This is a genomic window from Streptomyces sp. NPDC015346 (genome assembly GCF_043078785.1).
Lineage (GTDB): Bacteria > Actinomycetota > Actinomycetes > Streptomycetales > Streptomycetaceae > Streptomyces.
The window spans coordinates 351,049-374,833 of sequence record NZ_JBIBTW010000005.1 but is presented as its reverse complement, the minus strand read 5'-3'; the positions used below and the strand labels follow the sequence as shown (position 1 = coordinate 374,833).

The window sequence follows — 23,785 nt, the reverse complement described above, 5'->3', positions numbered from 1 at the left end:
CCGATCGGCCGATTCCAGTCGCCATGCCCAGGGATCTCCACTTCTGTGTGGGTAGCGACCTGTTCGACGACAGCTGGAGGCACTGTGCGGCCAGAAGGCTACGACTACGACACCTACAGCCGACTCGCCGGTCCCCTCACGGAGCCGGACAGGCCGTCCTATCAGGTCAAGTACCGCAGCCTGCTCGCGAAGGAGCCGCACCGCGTCCGAGCCGTCCTCCTCATGGGCCTGGCGCCGGTCCTCTCCGCGGTGCTGCTCGCGTACCTCGTCTGGCCCAGCCACCGGACGGTCCGCGAGGGCGGCGACGTGTGGCTCGTCAGGTTCGACACCGTCATGCTCGTGTCGATCGGCCTCATCTGTCTCTTCATGCTCGTGAACGTCGCCTCCATCGCCCACGCCACGATGGTCGCGCGCGACCCCATACCCGTGTACGCCGAAGAGGGCACCCGCGTCGCCTTCCTCACCACCTACGTCCCGGGCAAGGAACCCCTCTCCATGGTCCGGTCCACCCTGGAGGGCGCGATACGGTGCCGCCACTTCGGGACGCTGGACGTCTGGCTCCTGGACGAGGGCGACGACGAGCAGGCCAAGGCGCTCTGCGCGGAGCTCGGCGTCCGGCACTTCACCCGCGCCGGCGTCCCCGAGTGGAACCGCGCGAAGGGCGCCCACAAGGCACGCAGCAAGCACGGCAACTACAACGCCTGGATCGCGATGCACGGGGACGCCTACGACTTCTTCGCCTCCGTCGACACCGACCACGTACCGCTGCCCAACTTCCTGGAGCGGATGCTCGGCTACTTCCGCGACCCGGACGTCGCCTTCGTCGTCGGCCCGCAGGTCTACGGCAACTACGACTCACCGGTCACCAAGGCCGCCGAATCCCAGCAGTTCCTCTTCCACGCGCTCATACAGCGGGCCGGCAACCGCTACCACGCGCCCATGTTCGTCGGCACCAACAACGCCGTACGCATCTCCGCGGTCAAGCAGGTCGGCGGCCTCTACGACTCCATCACCGAGGACATGGCCACCGGCTTCGAGCTGCACCGCCGGAAGAACCCCGACACCGGGCGCTTCTGGCGCTCCGTCTACACCCCCGACGTCCTCGCCGTCGGCGAGGGGCCGGCGTCCTGGACGGACTTCTTCACCCAGCAGCTGCGCTGGTCCCGGGGGACGTACGAGACGCTGATCAGGCAGTACTGGAAGGCGCCCTTCCGTATTCCGCCGGGCCGCTTCCTCAACTACACGCTGATGCTCGTCTACTACCCGATGACGGCGATCAACTGGTTCCTCGGCATCCTCAGCTGCGTGCTCTTCCTCTGCCTCGGGGCGTCCGGCACCCAGGTCTCCTCCGCCGTCTGGCTGATGATCTACAGCGACGCGGTGGCCCTCCAGATCGGTCTGTACCTCTGGAACCGGCGGCACAACGTCTCGCCGCACGAACCCGAGGGCTCCGGCGGCCTGGCCGGCATGGCGATGTCCGCGCTCTCCGCCCCGATCTACCTCCGGTCGCTCTGCTCGGCCGTCCTGCGCACCGGCGGCCGCTTCGTCGTCACCCCCAAGGGCGGTGCGGCCAGCCCCGACCGGGTCTCCACCTTCCGTATCCACCTCTACTGGGCCGCGGTCCTCATCGTCTCCCTCCTCGCCTCGGTCCTCTTCGGGCACACCCACGCGGCCATGCGCACCTGGGCCGTCCTCGCCCTCGTCATCTCCCTCTCGCCGGTCGCCGTATGGAGCTGGACGTCGCTGCGGGACCGGCGCCACGCGCGCCACGCGCCCGCCGCTCTGGTCACCAAGACGACGACGGCCGCGCCCAGCGGCCCCGCGCCGACCGCCGCACCCGCGCCCACGACGACCGGAGGGAACTGAGCCATGGCCCCACCGCCGTCGAAAAAACTCAGGAAGACCCTCCTCGGCAGCGGCGCCGTCCTGGTCCTCGTCGCGCTCAACGCCCCCGCCGCCATCTCCTTCGTCGAGGAGAAGTACCACGCCTACAAGATCGCCCAGCCCGGCTACCAGCGGAAGTTCGGCTCCTGGGCGCAGGTCGACGTCCCCGAGGGGTACGACGTCAACGCCATCCACGCCGCCCTGCTGCACACCGGCAAGGTGCTGCTCATCGCCGGCTCCGGCAACGACCAGAAGAAGTTCGACTCCGGCACCTTCGACACCGTCCTGTGGGACCCGGAGAAGAACACGTTCAAGAAGATCCCCACCCCCGAGGACTTCTTCTGCGCCGGCCACACCCAGCTCCCCGACGGCCGTCTCCTCGTCGCCGGCGGCACCGCCCGCTACGAGATCCTCGACGGCGAGGTCAAGAAGGCCGGCGGCGGGATGCGGGTCAAGAACGAGAACCCCGACAAGGCCGTCACCCTCAAGAAGGGCACCGTCTTCCGCTCGCCCTCGGGCGTCGAGTACGTCAGCAAGTTCGACGTCACGGTCCCCAGAGCCACGCGCGAGTTCGAGATCTCGTACGCCAAGAGCGGCCAGATGAAGCCCTGGCAGACCAAGGTCACCGCCGCCGAGGCACGGGTCTTCGTCGAGGCGAAGGAGGAGGGCGCGCGGGCGCTGACCACCGAGGCCGCGCAGTTCGAGGTCCTCGGCCTCAAGGGCGAGGACGTCGACAACGTCTACGGCCTCGCGCAGCGGCTCACCACCGAGAAACAGGACTTCCAGGGCATCAAGGCCGCGTACGAGTTCGACCCCAAGGCCGAGAGGTACGTGCCGGTGGCCCCGATGAAGGACGCCCGCTGGTACCCGACCCTCGTCACCCTCGACGACGGCAAGGTCCTCGCCGTCTCGGGGCTCAACGACGTCGGCGACGTCGTCCCCGGCGACAACGAGATCTACGACCCGGAGACGAAGACGTGGTCCGAGGGGCCCTTCCGCTACTTCCCCACCTACCCGGCGCTCTTCCTCACCCAGGGCGGCAAGCTCCTCTACACCGGCTCCAACGCGGGCTACGGACCGGCGGAGAAGGGCCGCGAGCCGGGCCTGTGGGACCTGGAGACGAACTCCTTCACCAAGCTCCGCGGCCTCACCGACCCCGACCAGCTGGAGACCTCCGCCTCCCTCATGCTCCCGCCGGTCCAGAACCAGAAGGTCATGGTCCTCGGCGGCGGCGGGGTGGGGGAGTCCCCGAAGTCCACCCCCCGTACGTCGATCATCGACCTCTCCAAGGAGACCCCCGTCTTCCAGGACGGGCCCGCGCTCCCGCAGGGCACGCGCTACCTCAGCAGCGTGCTCCTGCCCGACGACACGGTCTTCACCACCGGCGGTTCGCGGGAGTACCGCGGCCGCGGCGGCAGCGACATCCTCAAGGCCCAGTTCTACGATCCAAAGTCCAACGCCTTCACCGCCGCCGCCGCCCCGACGGTCGGCCGCAACTACCACTCCGAGGCGCTGCTCCTCCCCGACGGGCGGGTCGCCACCTTCGGCTCCGACCCCCTCTTCGCCGACAAGGACAACACCAAGCTCGGCACGTTCGAGCAGCGGATCGAGGTCTTCACCCCGCCCTACCTCCACAAGGCCGGCGCCAACCGCCCCACCCTGGGCGCCGGCCCCCAGCACACCGACCAGAACGGCCGCGCCACCTTCCGCACCGAACACGCCGCCCGCATCACCAAGGCCCGCCTGATGCGCCCGAGCGCCGTCACCCACACGACGGACGTCGAACAGCGCTCGGTGGAACTGTCCCTGACGAAGAGCCCCGACTCGATCACGGTGCAGGTCCCCCAGGACAGAACCCTGGTCCCCCCGGGCTGGTACATGCTCTTCGTGACGGACGGGAACGGCACCCCGTCCAAGGCGACGTGGGTCCAGGTCAGATGACCGGTGGCCGTCCGAGCCGGGTCAGCCGCCACACCGTCCGCCACCGCATCGGCCGCCGTTCACCGCATGGCGTGCGCAGGCCCTCGGCGAAGCCACCCGCCCAGGCTCGCAGTCCGCCCAGGGATCGGGTCCGTACGAGAGTGATCGCCGTCCAGATGCCGAGGTGCACCGGGATCAGGGCTGCGGGCAGGCGACGCCTGGCCAGCCAGACGCGGTTGCGGGCGGTGAAGCGGTAGTAGACGGCGTGGCGGGCGGGCGAGGTCCGGGGGTGCTGGAGGAGCAGCGACGGCTCGTACAACACCTTCCAACCGGCGTCGATGGCCCGCCAGGCCAGGTCGGTCTCCTCGTGGGTGAAGAAGAAGTCGCTCGGCCAGTCCCCGATCTCGTCCAGCATCCGCAGGGAGAACGCGTGCCCGCCGCCCAGGAACCCGGTCACCAGCCCTCGCCGTGCCGGATCGGCGCCGCCGAGTCGGGGGACGTGCCGCTGGGCCGTGCCGCCGTCCTCGTCCACGATCCGGAAACCGACGATGCCCAAGCGCGGGTCCGCGGCGTACAGCTCCTGGATCCTGCGCAGGACGTCGTCCTGGACGAGCATCCCGTCGTCGTCCAGCTCCACGACGACATCGACGTCTCCGAACTCACGCAACCGCTGGATCGCGATGTTCCGCCCGCCCGGACATCCGAGGTTCTCCTCGGTCTCGATGACCGTGACCGCACCTGGCATCCCTTCGCCATACGGCGGCAGTGACGTTCCATTCCCCACGATCACTGTGCGCACCGGCGCGACGTCCTGCTTCGCCACGGACGCGAGCAGCGCCTCCACCTCTCTCGGCCGCGTTCCCATGGTCACGACCGATACCGCGATGCGCGGTGTGACAACGGGCGACAACGCCATGAGGAAACCTCCGGACCGGTGCGGCAAGACCGCCGATCGTATCCCCGTCCACCCACCATTTCCCCGCACTCCATGCTTCGTTCAGTCGCGACCCAGGAGTACCGTCATCGGCGACGACGTGATCATCGGCCCCTACGCGAAGGTCTGGGAGTTCTCGACGGTCCGCGCCGGGAGTTATGTCGGCCGGCGCGTCTCCATCGGATTCAACTGCGAAGTCACCCACTCCTACCTCTCGGCCGGAGCGGTGCTCGGTCACCGCATCGGCCTCAACCGTGCCATCGTCGGGGCCGACGTACATCTCTCCGCGAACGTCACGGCCGCCGCCATCCACCTCACCACTGACATGCGCAGGCCCGACCGCGAGGTCATCCTTCGGGTGGAATCGGGCCTCTACCGCTGTGGCACGGACCGGTTCAGTGCCGTGATCGGTGACGGTGTTCAGACGGGCACCGGCATCACTCTCGCGCCCGGCACCGCTGTCGGCCCCCGGACCCACATCGGTTCAGGCGTCACGCTTCCCCCGGCCCGGGTTTTCCCCGCCTACTCGCTCGTCTCGGCGTCCACGGCCACGGACATCAGCGTCACCTGTCCCCGACGTCGTCGGCCGTGAGGCACCCGCCTCTGCGGCCGGCCCTCACGCCTTCGCCCGGCGGGCGAGGCCGAGGGCGTAGTCGGGCCACCAGGTGCCGGCGGAGGGGCCGCCGCGGCAGGGGCCGTCGGAGTCGCCGGGGCGTTTGATCCAGAGGTAGGCGTCGATCAGTTCGTCGCCGGTGCGGTCCGTCGGGGGGACGCCGAGGGCGCGGCCCGGGGGGTTGCACCAGGCCTGCTCGCGGTCGCCCGGGAGGGGGCCGTCGCCGTTGCGGCTGGTGTCGATCGTGAAGTGGGCGCCGCCGAGCAGGCCGGAGAGCCGGGCGCCGAAGGCCTTCACCGTGTCGTCGGTCTGGAAGTTGGAGACGTTGAGCGAGAAGCCGTCGGCCCGGGCGATGCCCGCCCGTCGCAGGGGTTCCACCAGCTTGGCCGGGTCCTCGATCCAGGCCGGGTTGCCCGCGTCCAGATAGACGCGGGTGTTCGGCCGGCGCTTCAGCCGGTCGATCGCCTCGGAGAGCAGCTGGTAGCGCTCGTCGTGGTACTGACCCGGGGTGCAGCCGTCCACGACGTGCGGCACCGCGTCCGGCTCCAGGACGACGATCGCGGGCGCGTCCCCGATGGCGGAGGCGAAGGAGTCCATCCACTCCCGGTAGGCGCGCGCGTCGCGCGCGCCGCCCGCCGAGTACATCCCGCAGTCGCGGTGCGGAATGTTGTACGCGACGAGGACCACGGTCCGCTTGTCGGCCGCGGCCCCCCGTACCGCCCTGGTGATCTCCGGTACGGGATCGTCGCCCGCGGGCCACTCGGCGACCGGCCGCTCCGCGATCCGCTTGAGGAGCTTCGCGTCCTCCGTGCGGCCCTGTGCCTCGTACTGCCGGACCTGGCGGGCCGCGTCGCTGTCCGGGTCGACCCAGAAGGGGGAGCCGTTGGTCGGGGAGGCGGCGGCGGCCTCGCCGCGGGCGGAGGGCGGGCCGGCCGGGGTGGGCCCGGCCGGCTCCCCGCCCCCGCATCCGGTGAGGAGGAGGGCGCAGGTCAGGGCCAGCGCGGCGGAGAGGGTGCGGCGGGACATCCAGCCCCCAGGGTCGGGTACGGGACGGACCGGGTCATCGTCACATGACGGTCGGTCCGTCGTCGGGTGCGACACCGCGTCCTGGCGCTGTCGGCCGAGATGCCCGCGGGTGCGCGTGAAACGGACCGAACTACGAGACGGGGCTGACCACCATGTGACCAGTGGGTAAGGTCGACGCGTGCCGAAGCCGCTCAGTCTCCCGTTCGACCCCATCGCCCGCGCCGACGAGCTCTGGCAGAACCGCTGGGGCCCCGTCCCCTCGATGGCCGCGATCACCTCGATCATGCGGGCGCACCAGATCCTCCTCGCCGAGGTCGACGCCGTGGTCAAGCCGTACGGACTGACCTTCGCCCGCTACGAGGCGCTGGTGCTGCTGACCTTCTCGAAGGCCGGCGAGCTGCCGATGTCCAAGATCGGCGAGCGGCTCATGGTCCACCCCACGTCCGTCACGAACACGGTGGACCGGCTGGTGAAGTCCGGCCTCGTCGCCAAGCGGCCCAACCCCAACGACGGCCGCGGCACCCTCGCCTCCATCACGGAGAAGGGCCGCGAGGTGGTCGAGGCGGCCACCCGGGACCTGATGGCGATGGACTTCGGGCTCGGGGTGTACGACGCCGAGGAGTGCGCCGAGATCTTCGCGATGCTGCGGCCGCTGCGGGTCGCCGCCGGGGATTTCGAGGAGAAGTAGCGGCGGCCCGTCCGCGGGGGAGGGGCCGCGCGAAGATCGCCCGGAACGTGCCGTTACGCTCGACGGCATGAAATCCAGCGTGCTGACCCGTTACCGCGTCATGGCGTACATCACCGCCGTCATGCTGCTCGTGCTGTGCACCTGCATGGTCTTCAAGTACGGGTTCGACACCGGCGAGGACGTGACCTTCGCGGTCTCCCAGACGCACGGTGTGCTCTACATCATCTACCTGATCTTCGCCTTCGACCTGGGCTCCAAGGCGAAGTGGCCCTTCGGCCGGCTGCTCTGGGTGCTGCTCTCCGGGACGATCCCCTTCGCCGCCTTCTTCGTCGAGCGCAAGGTCGTCCGCGACACGCTCCCGCTGATCGAGGGCGCCGAGCCGGCCGCCGCCAAGGCGTAACGGGCACCACGCACCGCACCGCCGCGCGCCACGCACCGCCGTACGGATGGGTACGGCGGTCTGCCGCGGTCTGCCGTCGACAGATACTAGGACGTCCTAGTAAATTCGATGGTATGGACGCTGACGCCATCGAAGAAGGCCGCCGACGCTGGCAGGCCCGCTACGACAAGGCCCGCAAGCGGGAGGCGGACTTCACCACGCTCTCCGGTGATCCGGTCGAGCCGGTCTACGGGCCCCGGCCCGGGGACACCTACGAGGGCTTCGAGCGCATCGGCTGGCCCGGCGAGTACCCCTTCACCCGGGGGCTCCACGCGACCGGCTACCGCGGCCGTACGTGGACCATCCGCCAGTTCGCCGGGTTCGGCAACGCCGAGCAGACCAACGAGCGGTACAAGACGATCCTCGCCAACGGCGGCGGCGGGCTCTCGGTCGCCTTCGACATGCCCACCCTCATGGGCCGCGACTCCGACGACCCCCGCTCGCTCGGCGAGGTCGGCCACTGCGGCGTCGCCGTCGACTCCGCCGCCGACATGGAGGTCCTCTTCAAGGACATCCCGCTCGGCGACGTGACGACGTCGATGACGATCTCCGGCCCGGCCGTCCCGGTCTTCTGCATGTACCTGGTCGCCGCCGAGCGCCAGGGCGTCGACCCGGCCCTGCTCAACGGCACGCTCCAGACCGACATCTTCAAGGAGTACATCGCGCAGAAGGAGTGGCTCTTCCAGCCCGAGCCGCACCTGCGCCTGATCGGCGACCTGATGGAGCACTGCGCGCGCGGCATCCCCGCGTACAAGCCGCTCTCCGTCTCCGGCTACCACATCCGCGAGGCCGGGGCGACGGCCGCGCAGGAGCTCGCGTACACCCTCGCCGACGGCTTCGGCTACGTGGAGCTCGGCCTCTCCCGCGGCCTGGACGTCGACGTCTTCGCCCCCGGTCTCTCCTTCTTCTTCGACGCGCACCTCGACTTCTTCGAGGAGATCGCCAAGTTCCGCGCCGCCCGCCGGATCTGGGCCCGCTGGATGAAGGAGGTCTACGGAGCCAGGACCGACAAGGCCCAGTGGCTCCGCTTCCACACCCAGACCGCCGGTGTCTCCCTCACCGCCCAGCAGCCGTACAACAACGTCGTACGGACCGCCGTGGAGGCCCTCTCCGCCGTCCTCGGCGGCACCAACTCGCTGCACACCAACGCCCTCGACGAGACCCTCGCCCTCCCCAGCGAGCAGGCCGCCGAGATCGCGCTGCGCACCCAGCAGGTGCTCATGGAGGAGACCGGCGTCGCCAACGTGGCCGACCCGCTGGGCGGTTCGTGGTACGTCGAGCAGCTCACCGACCGGATCGAGGCGGACGCCGAGAAGATCTTCGACCGGATCAAGGAGCGCGGCTGGCTCGCCCACCCGGAGGGCCGGCACCCGATCGGGCCGATGACCTCGGGCATCCTGCGCGGCATCGAGGACGGCTGGTTCACCGGCGAGATCGCCGAATCGGCCTTCCGGTACCAGCAGTCCCTGGAGAAGGGCGCCAAGCGGGTCGTCGGCGTCAACTGCCACCACGGCTCCGTCACCGGCGACCTGGAGATCCTGCGGGTCAGCCACGAGGTCGAGTGGGAGCAGGTCCGGATCCTCGGCGAGCGCAGGGCCCGCCGCGACGACGCCCGGGTGCGCGCCTCGCTCGACGCGATGCTGGCCGCCGCGCGGGACGGGTCGAACATGATCGGACCGATGCTGGACGCGGTACGGGCGGAGGCCACGCTCGGCGAGATCTGCGGCGCGCTCCGCGAGGAGTGGGGCGTCTACACGGAGCCCCCGGGCTTCTAGGGTTCGCCCGACCCCGGCCCCGGCCCCGACCCCGACCCCGACCCCGACCCCGACCCCGACCCCGACCCCGACCCCGACCCCGACCCCTGCTCCTGGGCCGCCGCCGCGCCCAGGCCGCCGAGCAGCAGGGCGGTGAAGCGCTGGACCCAGAGCTGGTCGACCGGTTCGGCGCTGACCAGGGCGCGGTGGACGACCGCGCCGGCTATCACGTCGAAGATCAGGTCGTCGGTGCCGTCGATCGCCTCGGGGTCCCGGTCGGCGGGGAGTTCGCCCCGTTCCTGGGCGCGCTGGCGGCCCTCCAGGACCAGCCGTTTCTGGCGGTCCACGATGGAGGCGCGGATCCGTTCGCGCAGCGGCTCGTCGCGGGTGGACTCGGCGACCACGGCCATCAGCGCGGTCTTGGTCTCGGGCCGCTGGAGCAGCGCGGCGAACTGCAGCACCACGTGCTCGATGTCCGCCCCCAGGCTTCCCAGGTCCGGGAGTTCGAGTTCGTCGAAGAGGACGGCGACGGCGTCGACGACGAGTTCGTTCTTGTTGGCCCAGCGTCGGTAGAGCGTGGTCTTGGCGACGCCCGCCCGGGTGGCGACGTCCCCCATCGTCAGCTTGGACCAGCCCAGTTCGACCAGGGCGGCGCGGGTCGCCTCCAGGATCGCGGTGTCGGCCTCGGCGGAACGGGGCCGGCCGGGGCGTCCCGTGGCGCGGGGGCGGGGGCTGGTACGGCTGCACATGGGGATCGACCATACCCGCCGGTAGGTATCGCGCCAGAGGCGCGTGATGTGAGGCAGTTCACCGGGGAGTCCTTCCCCCGGCGCACCCGGTCCAGTTACGCTACGACCTGTAGCGAAAGGCTTTGAGCGGCCCGAGCGACAACCACGCGCGCCGGGTGGGGACCCGGTGCATCGAAACAATGAACCGTGTACGTCCGTACGCCTCGCACAACCGGCGGGAGGCCTGCGGACGGCACGGTTCAGCCATGGCTTACCGGTTACGCGCGCGGAAGGGGGAGGATGTACCCATGCAGCCCAGAAACATGTCCATGAGCGGCGTCGTCGACCTCGCCGCGGTGAAGGCGGCCGGAGAGGCCAAGGCCAAGGCGGAGCAGGCGCGTGCCGAGGCCGCCCGGCAGGGTGGCGCCGCGGCCGTCGCCCCTTCTGCCCTGGTGATCGATGTCGACGAGGCCGGCTTCGAGCGCGATGTCCTGCAGCGCTCCGCCGAGGTTCCGGTCGTCATCGACTTCTGGGCCGAGTGGTGCGAGCCCTGCAAGCAGCTCGGCCCCCTCCTCGAGCGGCTCGCCGTGGAGTACAACGGCCGCTTCCTGCTGGCGAAGATCGACGTCGACGCCAACCAGATGCTGATGCAGCAGTTCGGCATCCAGGGAATTCCGGCCGTTTTCGCGGTGGTCGCCGGCCAGGCGCTGCCGCTCTTCCAGGGCGCGGCGCCCGAGGCGCAGATCCGGCAGACCCTCGACCAGCTGATCCAGGTGGGCGAGGAGCGCTTCGGTCTGACCGGTATCGCCGTGGACCCCTCGGCCGAGGGTGCGGCCCCCGCCGCGGCGCCCGTGCCGGCCGGACCGTACGACGCTCTCCTCGAAGCGGCGATGTCCGCGCTGGACGCCGGTGACCTGGCCGGTGCCGTCCAGGCGTACAAGAACGTGCTCGCCGACGACCCCGGTCACCCGGAGGCGAAGCTGGGGCTGGCCCAGGCCGAGCTGCTCGCGCGGGTGCAGGAGATGGATCCGCAGCAGGTGCGCAAGAACGCGGCCGACAACCCGGCCGACGTGGACGCGCAGATCGCCGCCGCCGACCTCGATCTGGTGGGCGGTCATGTCGAGGACGCCTTCGGGCGGCTTGTGGAGGTCGTGCGCCGCACGGCCGGTGAGCAGCGGGACGCGGCGCGGCTGCGACTCCTGGAGCTGTTCGAGGTCATCGGCCCCGACGACCCGCGGGTGACGGCGGGCCGTCAGGCCCTCGCCCGGGTGCTGTTCTGACCCGGTTACCACCCGCCCGGGACGTTGCCGATTTGGCGACACAGTGACACAACGCGGCCGCGCTTTACCAAAACTTGGTAATCGCGGCCGCTGTTACTTGCAGTAAATCGAACGCGGATTTCTGTCCGGGTATCCCCCTCCTCCTCCTTCTTCGTCCCCACCCTTGACGGCACCCTGTGTGGCCGGGCGACATCGCCCTGTCGTGGGGTGGTTATCCACCCGTTACTAGTCAGTAACGAACCCCCTTGTGCCTCGGCCCGGAATGGACCACGATCGGCGACGCTCGGTCCGATACCGCACCAGCCCGGCAGCCAACCGGGTCCGCGGCGAAGGTCCCCACCGAGCGGGCCGGCGGCAGTGGCGCCGGCCGTGGACAGGGGGGTTCCTGCTCTCACCGGCAGGGCCTGTCCAAGGAGGTTGCGCGCAAGGCGTGGCCAGTGGTTGTCGCTCGGGGGTGATCGCCGGTGAATCGGACGCGCCTCGCGCCCGGTGTCCCGGCGCTTCTTCCCGAGGACGTAGCACTTCTCCCATCCAGGAAGGGCCCTGGGCCCATCCGGAGATGTACGTCCGAGAAGGAGGATTCTCATGAAGTCCCAGGTACGTGGCGGGACCAGATGGAAGCGGTTCGCCGTCGTCATGGTGCCGAGCGTGGCCGCGACGGCCGCGATCGGCGTCGGCCTGGCTCAGGGCGCGCTTGCCGCGTCCTTCAGCATCTCCGGCCAGGAGTTCAAGGTGAAGGCCGACAGCCTCGTCGGCAAGGACTTCGTCCAGTACGGCAGTGTCGCGGCGGGCAAGGACCTGCACGGCAAGCCGTTCGCTGAGCCGGTCGGTGTCTCGGGCTTCTCCGAGGCGTGGATCAGCAACATGTGCCAGTCCGTCGTGACTCCGGACGTGCCGTTCATCGGCAACGTCTCTCTGGAGCTGCGGGCCGGCACCGACCCGAAGAAGCCGGTCTACGCGAAGGACATCTACCTCGATGTCTCCTCGCTGAAGGCGGACGCCGAGTTCGGCAACATCGACATCGGCGTGGCCGCGGGCTCTCTGAAGGACCCGGGCATCCAGCCCGGCACCCAGGCGAACCCGTACGGCTTCTCGCAGCGCGCCAAGACGGCGAAGCTGACCAACGTGGAGCAGAAGGCGTGGGCGACCACCGCCGGAACGTTCAAGCTCAGCAACCTGAGCCTGAAGCTGCACAAGGGCACCAAGGAGTGCTTCACCGAGTAGGACTCGGTGACCTTCCGGCAGTAGCTGCCCGGCGGGCGCGGGCCGCCGTACGTCCGTGCGGCCCCGCCCGTTCCCGGCCATCGCGCCACTTTCTCTACTTCTCAGCAACACCGCTTCCAGGGAGCTGTTTTCCATGAGCGCCGAGTCCACTGCTTCCCGCGGAGTCCCGAACGCGCGCCGCTTCCACGACTGGCGAGGCAGCCGGCCGTTCTGGGCCGGCCTGTTCACCATGATCGGCGGCCTCCCGATCGCCTACCTCCCGTACGCCGACATGCGACTCGGCAACATGACGATCGCCATGGCGACCACGGGTGGTGCCGGCGCGCTGATCATCGGGGTGCTCCTGGTGACGCTCGGCCTGACGATGTGGTTCCAGCCCATCGTGCGGGTGTTCGCGGGAGTCGCGGCGATCGTGCTGGCGCTCGTCTCCATCCCGGTCTCCAACCTCGGCGGCTTCTTCGTCGGATTCCTGCTGGCGCTGGTGGGTGGCGGGCTCTCCATCTCCTGGGCACCGGCCCCTGAGGTCGAGGAGAGCGCGGACTCCGCGGAGCGGGCCGAGACCGGGGCCGCCCTGGGCGGGCACAAGTACGACGGTCCGCCGTCGGGTCCGGAAGGCGATGAGGGCGTCGACGCCGCCCTGCCGCTGCCGGTCCCGGAGCAGCGCGCCGGTGAGGAGCCGGACCCGCTGACGGGTCCCGGTGCGCAGGCGACCGAAACGACGATCGACGCCAACGGCGGGAGGAACAGTGCGGGGTGACGAGACACAGCCGGCGCAGTCGGCGACGGCTGGGGACGGCGCCACTCTGGCCAGCAGGGGTCCGCGGCACGCGGCTCCGCGCAAGTCGCTGCTGAACAAGATCCAGGGACCCGCGGGCAAGGCCATGGCCCTGGCCGCCATGCCGACCGCCGTCCTCATGGGTATGGGCATGGCGCCCAAGCTCGCCCTCGCCGACGAGAAGGACATCCCCTTCGCGCCCGGTCCGTGCGTGACCCGCTCGGACGAGCCGGCGACCGAGGAGTCGACCAAGCCGGCCGAGACGCCCGAGCCCACGGCGAGCGCGACGGCGACCGCGACCCCGACCGGCGAGGCGACCGACGACGCGACCACGGCGCCGAAGCCGGACCCCACCGAGGAGCAGGAGAAGCCCGCACCGGGCGTCACTCCCTCGGCGGACGAGACCGCGAAGACCACCGAGCAGGGGGCCACCAACCCTCAGGCGCCTGCTCCCACGCCCACCCCCACCGCGACGAAGAGCGTCAACCCGCTCGACCCGCTGGGCGTGGGCGACAAGATCAAGGACCTCTTCGACGGTCCCGACGCCTCGCCGACGAGCGCGCCGGCCCCGACGGCCACCACCCCGGCCGGCAAGCCGACGACGGCCCCGACCACGGCTCCCACGACCGGTCCCACGACGGCCCCGGCCCCGGGTACGTCCGCCGGCAAGGCCGACACGCCGGTCGACCGGACCAAGGAGGCGATCAAGGACGCCGCCGAGAAGGTGGGGGCCAAGGTCGAGGAGCTGCCGGAGGACGCCAAGGGCCTCGACGCCAAGAAGGACGAGGACATACCCGAGGGCGCCAAGCCGCGCTTCCCGTGCCCGGAGCCCGACCCCGAGGCGCTCGCGGCGGCCGAACTGGAGCCGGGCATCCCGCTCCTGCCGGACGAGCCGTGGATCCTGAACAGCACCCGGCTCACGCTCAAGGGCCTCAAGTACCACGGCATCGTCGAGGTGAAGACGGGCAGCGGCAAGATCAAGAAGGTCCTGAAGTTCACCGCGAAGGACGGCGTGGACATCAAGGACCTGCACCAGCGCACGGTGCACTCGGACGGCTTCACCGGGCACGTCCGGTCCGACAAGGGCTCGACGTCGACCATGACCAACGGCACGGTGACCATGTACACGGAGAGGCTGAAGGGCAATCTCTTCGGCATCATCCCGGTCACCTTCAGCCCCGAGACCCCGCCGCCCCTCGACGTACCGTTCGCGATCTTCACCGACGTGGAGGTCATCCAGGCGGGCCAGTTCGGCGGCACGCTCACGGTCCCCGGCCTGCGCAACACGATCGAGGCCGGCTGACAAGGCCGACCGGCCTCGGCCGACCGGACTCGGCCGAGGCCGGCCGACCGCACGAACCCTTCCGGGAGCCGCACGAGGGCCCCCGTCCGATCCGGACGGGGGCCCTCGTCATGCCGCTGCCAGGGGTCAGCCCTTGGGGTGGGTGCCACCGAGGTGGTGCACGCGCACCATGTTCGTGGTGCCGGGGACGCCGGGGGGCGAGCCGGCGGTGATGACCATGGTGTCGCCCTCGTTGTAGCGCTGGAGCTTCAGCAGCTCCGCGTCGACCAGGTCGACCATCGCGTCGGTCGTCTCCACGAACGGCGCGAGGAAGGACTCGACACCCCAGCTCAGCGTGAGCTGGTTGCGGGTGGACTCGTCCGTCGTGAACGCCAGGATCGGCTGCGAGGCGCGGTAGCGCGAGAGGCGGCGGGCGGTGTCACCGGACTTGGTGAAGGCGATCAGCGCCTTGCCGCCGAGGAAGTCGGCGATCTCGGCGGCCGCGCGGGCCACCGAGCCGCCCTGCGTACGCGGCTTCTTGCCCGGCACGAGCGGCTGCAGGCCCTTGGAGAGCAGCTCCTCCTCGGCCGCGACGACGATCTTCGACATCGTCTTCACGGTCTCGATCGGGTAGGCGCCGACGGAGGACTCCGCCGACAGCATGACCGCGTCCGCGCCGTCCAGGATCGCGTTGGCCACGTCGGAGGCCTCGGCGCGCGTGGGGCGGGAGTTGGTGATCATCGACTCCATCATCTGGGTGGCGACGATGACCGGCTTGGCGTTGCGGCGGCACATCTCCACGAGGCGCTTCTGCACCATCGGGACCCGCTCCAGCGGGTACTCGACCGCCAGGTCGCCACGGGCCACCATGACCGCGTCGAAGGCGGCGACGACGCCCTCCATGTTCTCCACGGCCTGCGGCTTCTCGACCTTGGCGATGACGGGGACCCGGCGGCCCTCCTCGTCCATCACCTTGTGGACGTCCTTGACGTCGTCGGCGTTGCGGACGAAGGAGAGCGCGACCATGTCGCAGCCCATCCGGAGCGCGAAGCGGAGGTCCTCGACGTCCTTCTCGGAGAGGGCCGGGACGTTGACCGCCGCACCGGGCAGGTTGATGCCCTTGTGGTCGGAGATGACACCGCCCTCGACGACGATCGTCTTGACCCGCTGCCCGTCGACCTCGACGACCCGCAGCTCGACGTTGCCGTCGTTGATCAGGATCTGGTCGCCCTTGGAGACGTCCCCGGGCAGACCCTTGTACGTGGTGCCGCAGATGGACTTGTCACCCGGGACGTCCTCGGTGGTGATGGTGAACTCGTCACCGCGCACCAGCTCGACCGGACCCTCCGCGAAGGTCTCCAGACGGATCTTGGGGCCCTGGAGGTCGGCGAGCACGCCCACGGCGCGGCCGGTGTCCGCCACCGCCCTGCGGAGACGGTCGTACCGCTCCTGGTGCTCGGCCTGGGTCCCGTGGCTCATGTTGAATCGGGCCACGTTCATGCCGGCCTCGATGAGAGCCTTCAGCTGCTCATACGAGTCGACGGCGGGGCCCAGCGTGCAGACGATTTTGGAACGGCGCATGAGGCGGATCCTATCGGTTTGTTTCACTGCGGAATATTCCGTCTGGCGGAAAGTACAAATGGGCGGGGGCCCGCTCAGGCGTTCACTCCTCGACTCCTCGCACGAGTGCGTAGCTCTGCCTGGCGATCTCCAGCTCCTCGTCCGTCGGCACCACGGCGACCGCCACCCGCGCGTACTCCGGCGAGATCAGGCGCGGCTCGTCGGATCGTACGGAGTTCAGGTCGGCGTCCACCGCGAGGCCCAGCTCCTCCAGACCGGCGATCGCAGCTTCCCGCACCGGAGCCGCGTTCTCACCGACACCCGCCGTGAACACCACCGCGTCCACCCGCCCGAGCACCGCGTAGTACGCCCCGATGTACTTCTTCAGCCGGTGGATGTAGATGTCGAAGGCCAGCAGGGCCCGTTCGTCGCCCTCCTCGATCCGGCGCCGGATCTCCCGCATGTCGTTGTCGCCGCAGAGCCCGACCAGACCGGACCTCTTGTTGAGCAGGACGTCGATCTCGTCGGTCGACATCCCCGCCACGCGCTGGAGATGGAAGGTGACCGCCGGATCGATGTCGCCGGAGCGGGTGCCCATGACCAGGCCCTCAAGCGGCGTCAGACCCATCGAGGTGTCGACGCACCGGCCGCCCCGCACGGCCGAGGCGGACGCGCCGTTGCCCAGGTGCAGCACGATCACGTTCACCTCCTCGGGCGCCTTGCCGAGCAGCCTCGCCGTCTCGTGCGACACATAGGCGTGCGAGGTGCCGTGGAATCCGTACCGCCGGATGCGGTGCGCGTCGGCGGTCTCCACGTCGATCGCGTACCGGGCGGCGGACTCCGGCATCGTCGTGTGGAAGGCGGTGTCGAAGACCGCGACCTGCGGCAGGTCGGGGCGCAGATCCATGGCCGTACGGATACCGGTGAGGTTCGCCGGGTTGTGCAGCGGCGCCACCGGCACGAGCCGTTCGATCTCGGCGAGCACCGCGTCGTCGATCACGGTCGGGGCGGAGAACCGCAGCCCGCCGTGCACCACCCGGTGGCCGATGACGGCCAGTTCGGGGGAGTCGAGGCCGAGCCCGTCCGCCGCCAGCTCCTCGGCCACCGCCTTCAGCGCGGCCGCGTGGTCGGCGATCGGGCCGCCGCGCTCGCGCTTCTCCCCGCCGCCGCCCTGGAGCGGCGTGTGGACGAGACGCGAGGTCTGCTCGCCGATCCGCTCGACCAGGCCGACCGCGAGCCGGCTGCTGTCCCGCATGTCCAGGAGCTGGTACTTCACCGACGAGGAACCGGAGTTGAGGACGAGGACGCGGGAGGCGGTGTCGGTGGCGGTGTCGGCGGCGGTGGTGGTGGTGCCGGTCATGCGGGGAGCTCCTGACCCTGGGACTGGATCGCCGTGATGGCGACCGTGTTGACGATGTCGCTGACGAGCGCGCCCCTCGAGAGGTCGTTCACGGGCTTGCGCAGACCCTGCAGGACCGGTCCGACGGCCACGGCGCCGGCCGAACGCTGCACGGCCTTGTAGGTGTTGTTGCCGGTGTTGAGGTCCGGGAAGATCAGCACGGTCGCCTGCCCGGCCACCTCCGAGTCCGGCAGCTTGGTCGCCGCGACGGACGGCTCGACCGCCGCGTCGTACTGGATCGGGCCCTCGATCCGCAGTCCCGGCGCGGACTCCCGTACCAGCTTGGTCGCCTCGCGCACCTTGTCGACGTCCGCGCCGGAGCCCGAGGTGCCGGTGGAGTACGAGAGCATCGCGATCCGCGGCTCGACGCCGAAGCGGGCCGCCGTGGCCGCCGACTGGACGGCGATGTCGGCGAGCTGCTCGGCGTTCGGGTCCGGGTTGACCGCGCAGTCGCCGTACACGAGCACCTTGTCCGCCAGGCACATGAAGAAGACGGAGGAGACGATCCGCGCGTCCGGCTTCGTCTTGATGATCTCGAAGGCGGGCCGGATGGTGGCGGCGGTGGAGTGCACCGAGCCGGAGACCATGCCGTCGGCAAGACCCTCCTGCACCATCAGCGTGCCGAAGTAGTTCACGTCGGAGACGACGTCGTACGCCAGTTCCACGGTGACGCCCTTGTGGGCGCGCAGCTCGGCGTACTTGGCGGCGAAGGCGTCGCGCAGCTCCGAGGTCTGCGGATCGATCAGCTGGGTGGACGGCGAGGACAGGTCGATGCCGAGGTCGGCGGCCTTCTTACGGATCACCTCGACGTCGCCGAGCAGCGTCAGGTCGCAGACGTCCCGGCGCAGCAGCACGTCGGCGGCGCGCAGCACCCGCTCCTCCGTGCCCTCCGGCAGGACCACCCGGCGCCGGTCGGCGCGGGCCTGCTCCAGAAGCTCGTGCTCGAACATCATCGGCGTGACCCGGCCGCTGCGCGCCACCGAGATCCGCTTGAGCAGATCGGCGGTGTCCACGTGCCGCTCGAAGAGGCCGAGCGCGGTCTCCGCCTTGCGGGGTGTGGCCGCGTTCAACTTCCCCTCCAGGGAGAAGAGTTCGGCGGCCGTGGGGAAGCTGTTGCCGGCGACGGAGATGACCGGGGTGCCGGGCGCGAGGCGGGCGGCCAGGGTCAGGATCTCCTCACTGGGCCGCTCGTTCAGCGTGAGCAGCACGCCGGCGATGGGCGGCGTCCCGGCCGAGTGGGCCGCGAGCGCGCCCACGACGAGGTCGGCGCGGTCCCCGGGCGTGACCACGAGACAGCCGGGGGTCAGCGCGTTGAGGAAGTTCGGCAGCATCGCGCCGCCGAAGACGAAGTCCAGGGCGTCCCGGGCCAGGCCCGCCTCGTCGCCGAGCACCACCGAGGCGCCGAGCGCGTGGGTGATCTGGGCGACGGTGGGCGCGGCGAGGGCCGGCTCGTCGGGCAGGACGTAACAGGGCACCGGCAGCCGGGCCGCCAGCCGCTCGGCGATGGCCGCGCGGTCCTCGGCCGCCACCCGGTTGACGACCATCGCGAGGACGTCGCAGCCGAGCCCGTCGTACGCCCGGAAGGCGTTGCGGGCCTCGGCCCGTACGGATTCGGCGGGCTGGCCCTTGCCGCCGACCACGGGTATCACGGAGGCACCGAACTCGTTGGCGAGGCGGGCGTTGATCGCCAGCTCGTCGGGGAGCTGGGTGGCCGCGAAGTCCGTGCCGAGGACGAGGACGACCTCGTAGTCGCGGGCGACGGCGTGGAAGCGGTCGACGAGCCGGGAGACCAGCTCGTCGGTGCCGCGCTCCGCCTGGAGCGCGGACGCCTCGTGGTAGTCCATGCCGTAGACGGTCGACGCGTCCTGGGAGAGCCGGTAGCGGGCCCGCAGTAGATCGAACAGACGATCGGGGCCGTCGTGCACCAGGGGCCGGAACACCCCCACCCGGTCCACCTGGCGGGTCAGGAGCTCCATGACTCCCAGCTCGACGACCTGCCGGCCGTCCCCGCGGTCGATCCCGGTCACGTACACGCTGCGCGTCACGCCGTGGTCTCCTGTCCAGTCCTGTCAACTGAGTGTGTTCAAAAACCACCGATCGGGTGGCAATACCCTCTTGACAATACCTCTGGGGATGGATAGGACGCCCGCCGGAGGGAAGGCCTGGAAGAGAGGACCACAGGCCTCCGGCGACCGGGCGCGGACCGGGTGACGGTCGGGCGCGGGACCGGGCGTGGACCGGGGCGCGGGACCGGCCTGGGCCGGACGCGCGGAGCGGTCGCGAACGGCTCGGCGGCCCCGGGCGTGGGAGAATCGACAAAGCTCACATGTACGACTACCCGAGCAGGAGACACAGCACGATGCGCATCGGAGTTCTCACCGCAGGCGGCGACTGTCCCGGCCTGAACGCAGTGATCCGGTCGGTCGTGCACCGGGCGATGACCGGCCACCACGACGAAGTCATCGGCTTCGAGGACGGGTTCAAGGGTCTCCTCGACGGGCACTACCGCCCCCTCGACCTCAACGCGGTCAGCGGCATCCTCGCCCGCGGCGGCACCATCCTCGGCTCCGCCCGCCTGGAGCGCAACCGGCTGGCCGAAGCCGCCGCGTCGGCGCCGGAGTTGGCGAAGAAGTACGGCATCGACGTCCTCATCCCGATCGGCGGCGAGGGCACGCTGACCGCCGCCCGGCTGCTCGCCGACGCCGGCATGCCCGTCGTCGGCGTCCCCAAGACGATCGACAACGACATCTCCTCCACCGACCGCACCTTCGGCTTCGACACCGCCGTGGGCGTGGCGACGGAGGCCATAGACCGTCTGAAGACCACCGCCGAGTCGCACCAGCGGGTGATGGTCGTCGAGGTGATGGGCCGCCACGCCGGCTGGATCGCCCTGGAGTCCGGCATGGCCGGCGGCGCCCACGGCATCTGCCTGCCCGAACGCCCCTTCCAGGTCGACGATCTCGTCAAGATGGTCGAGGAACGCTTCGCGCGCGGCAAGAAGTTCGCCGTCATCTGCGTCGCCGAGGGCGCGCACCCGGCCGAGGGCTCCATGGACTACAAGAAGGGCGAGATCGACCAGTACGGCCACGAGCGCTTCCAGGGCATCGGCAACCGGCTCGCGGTGGAGCTGGAGCGCCGCCTCGGCAAGGAGGCACGGCCCGTCATCCTCGGGCACGTGCAGCGCGGCGGCACGCCGACGGCGTACGACCGGGTGCTCGCGACCCGCTTCGGCTGGCACGCGGTGGAGGCGGCGCACCGCGGCGAGTTCGGGAAGATGACGGCGCTGCGGGGCACGGACATCGTGATGTCGCCGCTGGCGGACGCCGTGACGCGGCTGAAGACCGTGCCGGAGAGCCGGATGTCCGAGGCCGAGTCCGTCTTCTGACCGGTCTGACAGTCGCCCGGCAGTCGCCCGGCCGACCCGCGAGCGGCCCCGATCGTCCCCCCGTGGACGATCGGGGCCGTTCGTTTCCCCCGCTTCCCCCGGTTCCCCCCGTGGCACTTCCGGCCCCGACCGGAATTGCTGATTTCACTCTTGAGCCGAACCCCGCGATCAACAAGGCTTACGCCTGTCCCGGACATGTCCCAACTCCGTCCGGGCGGGTTCACCGGGCAGGTCACGGGAGGGGCGGGAACACGCATGACCGAGGGAGACACCGGCGGGCGGAGCGCGCCGGACCCGCGGGAGGCCACCGACGCCGCCGCGTTCATCGCCCGGCTGCAGGCGCTCAAGGACTGGTCCGGCCTGACCTACCGCGAGCTGACCGCCCGCGCCGAGGCGGTCGGTGACGTCCTGCCCCGCTCGACGGTGGCGAACATGCTGGCGCGCTCGACCGTCCCCCGCGAGGAACTCCTCACCGCCTTCGTCCGCGCCTGCGGGGTGGATCCCGGAGAGCTGGAGTCCTGGCAGGTGGTCCGCAAGGAGCTGGCGGTACGGGGCGTCCACACGCCGCCCGCCGAAGCGAAGGACGGGACGGACGTGGAGGCGGAGGAGCGCTGGCTCGACGGACCGCACCCCGGCGCGCCGGAGACCGAGCCGGAGGACGGATCGGAACCGGAGCGCCCGCGCCCGGACCCCGGCCGGCGCATACGCCGGACGCTCGTCGCGCTCGTCGCCGTCGCCGGGCTCGTCCTCGCCGCGATCAGCCTGGTCGCCGCCCTCGTCCACGAGGGCGAGGAGCCGGGCCCGAAGCGGCTGACGGCGCCGGCCGCCGGGGACGTACGGATCCGGGTGATCGGCTCGGACCTCTGCCTCAACGAGCGGCGCGGGTCCCGGAACGGCCAGATCTACCAGGTCGAGTGCGCGGGCGCCGACGTCCCCCGCTACGCGCTCAAGGACCTCGGCTCCGGCCACTGGCGGATCGTCTCCGACCACCCGGACTACGGCCCCGGCTGCTCGGGCATCCCGTCCGGCGGCCGCCCCTCCGACGCCCCGATGGAGGACTCGGAGTGCGGCGACCCGACCCGCGTCGAGCGGTTCGCCCTGGAGCCCTTCGGCACACCGGTCACGGGCTACCGGATCGTCCCGGTCGGCTCGGCGACCCGCGGCGTCTGCGTCACGGTCCTCGGCGACCGCACCGCCCCCTGGTCCCGCCTGGCCCAGGCCCCCTGCCGCCCCGACGCCCAGGGCCAGCTCTTCAGCTTCGACCGCCGGACCGAGGCTGGTCAGTGAGCGGGCTCCACCAGTCGTACCCGCAGCGCCTCGATCAGCGACGGGTCGAGGCCGACGTGGCCGGTGGCGTACGCGTGCAGCGAGCCGTAGGTGCGGCGCAGATCCGCAAGGAAGAGGCGCATGATCTCCGCGGGCGCCCGCCCGTATCCCGGCCAGCGGAGCTCACGGCCGGGATGGGCCGCGCGCCAGTCGGCGATCAGACGCTCCGTGGCCAGCTCGGTCAGGGCGAAGTCGTCGAGGATCTGCTCGTCGGAGACGTCGAGGAGGCCGAGCAGGAGGCCCGCGAGCAGCCCGGTGCGGTCCTTGCCGGAGGCGCAGTGGAAGACGAGGGGGCCGTCCGCCGCCGCGATCACCTCCAGGGCCTCGCGCAGTTCGGCCGCCCCGTCGGCGGCGACCTCGGCGAACCGGTCGGCGAGGTAGCGCCACGGGTCCAGGTCGGGATCGATCTCCGCCTGGTCGTAGGGGCGGTGCTCGATGCTCAGGTTGCGCCAGACGATGCCGTCGGTCTCGGGCAGCCGGCCCTTGGCGGCGATCTCCCACGGGTAGCGCAGGTCGATCACCGTCTCCACGCCCAGCGCGTGGAAGTTCTCCCGGTCCGTGTCGCTCGCGTCGGCCAGCTTGGCGAGCGAGTCGGAGCGGTAGAGGAGGTTCCATCGGACCGTACCGCCGTCGGCGGTCCGATAGCCGCCCAGATCACGGAAGTTGTGCAGGCGCTCGAAAGGTATGTGTCGTCTCACGCCGACACCCTAGAGGCGCGGGGGCGAGGAGGCGCGGGGACTCAGAGGCGCGGGGGCGAGGGGGCGCGGGGACTCAGAGGCGCGGGGGCGCAGGGGTGCCAGGGCCTAGGCGCCCGTGGCCGCCCAGAAGTGGGACACGATCTCGTCGAGGTAGGCGCGGCCCGAGTCGCCGCTGTCGCCGGAGGCGCCCCAGCTGCTCGTGGCGGCCATCTTCGCGTGGTACTCCGTGTGCAGCCGCTGCAGCGCGAACTCCACGGTCCGCTTGGGCAGCGGCAGCATCTTCACGGCGGGGCGGACGTACGCCTGCCAGCGCGTGGTGGCCGCGTCCCGCAGCAGCGCCGCCAGGTCCTCGTCGCGGCCGGTCGCCGTGACGAGCGCCCGGGCGCCGAGGCCGAGGGTCTCGGCGAGGGCGGCGGTCTGGCGTTCGTTGCCGCGCCAGCGGCCGGATTCCTCCATCTTCAGATAGCTGTTCGCGTCCAGGCCGATCCGGCGTGCCAGGTCGTCCGGCGCGAGGCCGCGGGCCATCCGGTGCTCACGCAGGGTGGTGGCGGACGCCAGCAGTTCGGCGGGGGCGCACCACAGCACGCCGGCGAGCGCGGTGAGCTCCTGGGGGCTGGGGCCGAGGCGGCCGCGTTCCCAGGCGACCACGGTGTCGGGGCTGACGTCGAGGCCGTACTGGGCGCGGAGGCCGTAGGCGACATGGCCCGGGGCCATGCCGAGGCCTTCACGCAGTCTGCGCGCGGCGAGGGCGTTGAAGGGAGGGGAGGGAGGGGAGGGTTGCACCCTCCACACGGTAGATGCGGAACGTGACAGCTGGCTACAGTGCGTTCACCCAAGGCCATAACTCGTAGAAACGTCGGAACCGGTCGG

20 protein-coding genes are annotated in these 23,785 nt (G+C 70.8%); 12 read left to right on the top strand and 8 right to left on the bottom strand.

The features are described 5' to 3' along the window. Window positions 1–84 precede the first annotated feature (84 nt). Both ACF06X_RS20680 and ACF06X_RS20675 read left to right on the top strand, forming a co-directional pair. Window positions 85–1,866 carry a glycosyltransferase family 2 protein gene (locus ACF06X_RS20680; RefSeq protein ID WP_392288716.1) on the top strand — a complete coding sequence of 594 codons (1,782 nt, stop codon included), beginning with the start codon at window positions 85–87 and terminating at the stop codon, window positions 1,864–1,866. A 3-nt stretch (window positions 1,867–1,869) separates the two neighbouring features. Next, the gene (locus tag ACF06X_RS20675) at window positions 1,870–3,825 is read left to right on the top strand and encodes a galactose oxidase-like domain-containing protein (RefSeq protein WP_392288715.1); all 1,956 of its coding nucleotides are present in this window, start codon (window positions 1,870–1,872) and stop codon (window positions 3,823–3,825) included. On the opposite strand, the gene ACF06X_RS20670 is transcribed toward ACF06X_RS20675, so the two are convergent. Continuing rightward, on the bottom strand, window positions 3,818–4,720 hold the full coding sequence (locus ACF06X_RS20670) for a glycosyltransferase family 2 protein (protein WP_392288714.1): 903 nt from the start codon (window positions 4,718–4,720) through the stop codon (window positions 3,818–3,820). The genes ACF06X_RS20675 and ACF06X_RS20670 overlap by 8 nt on opposite strands. Before the next feature lie 118 nt (window positions 4,721–4,838). On the opposite strand from ACF06X_RS20670, the gene ACF06X_RS20665 reads away from it, so the two are divergent. Beyond that, window positions 4,839–5,330, top strand: coding sequence for a hypothetical protein (locus ACF06X_RS20665; protein ID WP_392288713.1), 492 nt, complete (start codon window positions 4,839–4,841; stop codon window positions 5,328–5,330). 24 nt (window positions 5,331–5,354) lie between these two features. Here ACF06X_RS20665 and ACF06X_RS20660 read toward each other — a convergent pair whose 3' ends face one another. Continuing rightward, complete coding sequence (locus tag ACF06X_RS20660) at window positions 5,355–6,377, bottom strand: glycoside hydrolase family 6 protein (protein WP_392288712.1); 1,023 nt, start codon at window positions 6,375–6,377, stop codon at window positions 5,355–5,357. Window positions 6,378–6,555: 178 nt separating this feature from the next. Between ACF06X_RS20660 and ACF06X_RS20655 the strand changes: the two genes are divergently transcribed. The 3 genes from ACF06X_RS20655 to ACF06X_RS20645 all read left to right on the top strand — a co-directional run bounded on the left by ACF06X_RS20655 (window position 6,556) and on the right by ACF06X_RS20645 (window position 9,279). Beyond that, the gene (locus tag ACF06X_RS20655) at window positions 6,556–7,065 is read left to right on the top strand and encodes a MarR family winged helix-turn-helix transcriptional regulator (protein ID WP_392288711.1); all 510 of its coding nucleotides are present in this window, start codon (window positions 6,556–6,558) and stop codon (window positions 7,063–7,065) included. A gap of 67 nt (window positions 7,066–7,132) precedes the next feature. Continuing rightward, complete coding sequence (locus ACF06X_RS20650) at window positions 7,133–7,465, top strand: DUF3817 domain-containing protein (RefSeq protein ID WP_392288710.1); 333 nt, start codon at window positions 7,133–7,135, stop codon at window positions 7,463–7,465. Between the two features lie 113 nt (window positions 7,466–7,578). Next, window positions 7,579–9,279 carry a methylmalonyl-CoA mutase gene (locus tag ACF06X_RS20645; RefSeq protein ID WP_392288709.1) on the top strand — a complete coding sequence of 567 codons (1,701 nt, stop codon included), beginning with the start codon at window positions 7,579–7,581 and terminating at the stop codon, window positions 9,277–9,279. Here ACF06X_RS20645 and ACF06X_RS20640 read toward each other — a convergent pair. Beyond that, window positions 9,276–10,007, bottom strand: a complete 732-nt coding sequence (locus ACF06X_RS20640) for a TetR/AcrR family transcriptional regulator (protein ID WP_392288708.1) — start codon at window positions 10,005–10,007, stop codon at window positions 9,276–9,278. The genes ACF06X_RS20645 and ACF06X_RS20640 overlap by 4 nt on opposite strands. A gap of 287 nt (window positions 10,008–10,294) precedes the next feature. Between ACF06X_RS20640 and ACF06X_RS20635 the strand changes: the two genes are divergently transcribed. The 4 genes from ACF06X_RS20635 to ACF06X_RS20620 all read left to right on the top strand — a co-directional run bounded on the left by ACF06X_RS20635 (window position 10,295) and on the right by ACF06X_RS20620 (window position 14,568). Next, the gene (locus ACF06X_RS20635) at window positions 10,295–11,266 is read left to right on the top strand and encodes a tetratricopeptide repeat protein (protein ID WP_392288707.1); all 972 of its coding nucleotides are present in this window, start codon (window positions 10,295–10,297) and stop codon (window positions 11,264–11,266) included. 585 nt (window positions 11,267–11,851) lie between these two features. Then, the gene (locus ACF06X_RS20630; RefSeq protein ID WP_392288706.1) at window positions 11,852–12,490 is read left to right on the top strand and encodes a DUF6230 family protein; all 639 of its coding nucleotides are present in this window, start codon (window positions 11,852–11,854) and stop codon (window positions 12,488–12,490) included. A 133-nt stretch (window positions 12,491–12,623) separates the two neighbouring features. Next, window positions 12,624–13,247, top strand: a complete 624-nt coding sequence (locus tag ACF06X_RS20625) for a DUF6114 domain-containing protein (protein ID WP_392288705.1) — start codon at window positions 12,624–12,626, stop codon at window positions 13,245–13,247. Then, window positions 13,237–14,568: a hypothetical protein gene (locus tag ACF06X_RS20620; protein ID WP_392288704.1), complete on the top strand. Its 1,332-nt coding sequence runs from the start codon at window positions 13,237–13,239 to the stop codon at window positions 14,566–14,568. The genes ACF06X_RS20625 and ACF06X_RS20620 overlap by 11 nt, the downstream gene beginning before the upstream one ends. 126 nt (window positions 14,569–14,694) lie before the next feature. Here the strand turns inward: ACF06X_RS20620 and pyk are convergent, their stop codons facing one another. The 3 genes from pyk to pta form a co-directional block, all read right to left on the bottom strand. Then, complete coding sequence (gene pyk, locus ACF06X_RS20615) at window positions 14,695–16,128, bottom strand: pyruvate kinase (RefSeq protein WP_392288703.1); 1,434 nt, start codon at window positions 16,126–16,128, stop codon at window positions 14,695–14,697. Window positions 16,129–16,210: 82 nt separating this feature from the next. Then, a complete protein-coding gene (locus ACF06X_RS20610; protein ID WP_392288702.1) occupies window positions 16,211–17,467 on the bottom strand; it encodes an acetate kinase in 1,257 nt (418 codons plus the stop codon). Next, on the bottom strand, window positions 17,464–19,551 hold the full coding sequence (gene pta / locus ACF06X_RS20605; RefSeq protein ID WP_392288701.1) for a phosphate acetyltransferase: 2,088 nt from the start codon (window positions 19,549–19,551) through the stop codon (window positions 17,464–17,466). The genes ACF06X_RS20610 and pta overlap by 4 nt, the downstream gene beginning before the upstream one ends. 314 nt (window positions 19,552–19,865) lie before the next feature. On the opposite strand from pta, the gene ACF06X_RS20600 reads away from it, so the two are divergent. Both ACF06X_RS20600 and ACF06X_RS20595 read left to right on the top strand, forming a co-directional pair. After that, a complete protein-coding gene (locus tag ACF06X_RS20600) occupies window positions 19,866–20,891 on the top strand; it encodes an ATP-dependent 6-phosphofructokinase (protein ID WP_392288700.1) in 1,026 nt (341 codons plus the stop codon). A 255-nt stretch (window positions 20,892–21,146) separates the two neighbouring features. Next, complete coding sequence (locus tag ACF06X_RS20595) at window positions 21,147–22,178, top strand: helix-turn-helix domain-containing protein (RefSeq protein WP_392288699.1); 1,032 nt, start codon at window positions 21,147–21,149, stop codon at window positions 22,176–22,178. Here ACF06X_RS20595 and ACF06X_RS20590 read toward each other — a convergent pair. Then, window positions 22,172–22,915, bottom strand: coding sequence for a tyrosine-protein phosphatase (locus ACF06X_RS20590; RefSeq protein WP_392288698.1), 744 nt, complete (start codon window positions 22,913–22,915; stop codon window positions 22,172–22,174). The genes ACF06X_RS20595 and ACF06X_RS20590 overlap by 7 nt on opposite strands. A 105-nt stretch (window positions 22,916–23,020) precedes the next feature. Beyond that, window positions 23,021–23,629: a helix-turn-helix domain-containing protein gene (locus tag ACF06X_RS20585; protein WP_392289032.1), complete on the bottom strand. Its 609-nt coding sequence runs from the start codon at window positions 23,627–23,629 to the stop codon at window positions 23,021–23,023. Window positions 23,630–23,785: the final 156 nt, after the last annotated feature.

What these genes read in the sequence shown, in the direction of transcription:
- ACF06X_RS20675 (WP_392288715.1), top strand. Translation starts at nt 1,870, where the DNA reads ATGGCCCCACCGCCGTCGAAAAAACTCAGGAAGACCCTCCTCGGCAGC.
- ACF06X_RS20670 (WP_392288714.1), bottom strand. Translation starts at nt 4,720, where the DNA reads ATGGCGTTGTCGCCCGTTGTCACACCGCGCATCGCGGTATCGGTCGTG.
- ACF06X_RS20660 (WP_392288712.1), bottom strand. Translation starts at nt 6,377, where the DNA reads ATGTCCCGCCGCACCCTCTCCGCCGCGCTGGCCCTGACCTGCGCCCTC.
- ACF06X_RS20650 (WP_392288710.1), top strand. Translation starts at nt 7,133, where the DNA reads ATGAAATCCAGCGTGCTGACCCGTTACCGCGTCATGGCGTACATCACC.
- ACF06X_RS20645 (WP_392288709.1), top strand. Translation starts at nt 7,579, where the DNA reads ATGGACGCTGACGCCATCGAAGAAGGCCGCCGACGCTGGCAGGCCCGC.
- ACF06X_RS20640 (WP_392288708.1), bottom strand. Translation starts at nt 10,007, where the DNA reads ATGTGCAGCCGTACCAGCCCCCGCCCCCGCGCCACGGGACGCCCCGGC.
- ACF06X_RS20635 (WP_392288707.1), top strand. Translation starts at nt 10,295, where the DNA reads ATGCAGCCCAGAAACATGTCCATGAGCGGCGTCGTCGACCTCGCCGCG.
- ACF06X_RS20630 (WP_392288706.1), top strand. Translation starts at nt 11,852, where the DNA reads ATGAAGTCCCAGGTACGTGGCGGGACCAGATGGAAGCGGTTCGCCGTC.
- ACF06X_RS20625 (WP_392288705.1), top strand. Translation starts at nt 12,624, where the DNA reads ATGAGCGCCGAGTCCACTGCTTCCCGCGGAGTCCCGAACGCGCGCCGC.
- pyk (WP_392288703.1), bottom strand. Translation starts at nt 16,128, where the DNA reads ATGCGCCGTTCCAAAATCGTCTGCACGCTGGGCCCCGCCGTCGACTCG.
- ACF06X_RS20610 (WP_392288702.1), bottom strand. Translation starts at nt 17,467, where the DNA reads ATGACCGGCACCACCACCACCGCCGCCGACACCGCCACCGACACCGCC.
- ACF06X_RS20600 (WP_392288700.1), top strand. Translation starts at nt 19,866, where the DNA reads ATGCGCATCGGAGTTCTCACCGCAGGCGGCGACTGTCCCGGCCTGAAC.
- ACF06X_RS20595 (WP_392288699.1), top strand. Translation starts at nt 21,147, where the DNA reads ATGACCGAGGGAGACACCGGCGGGCGGAGCGCGCCGGACCCGCGGGAG.
- ACF06X_RS20585 (WP_392289032.1), bottom strand. Translation starts at nt 23,629, where the DNA reads ATGGCCCCGGGCCATGTCGCCTACGGCCTCCGCGCCCAGTACGGCCTC.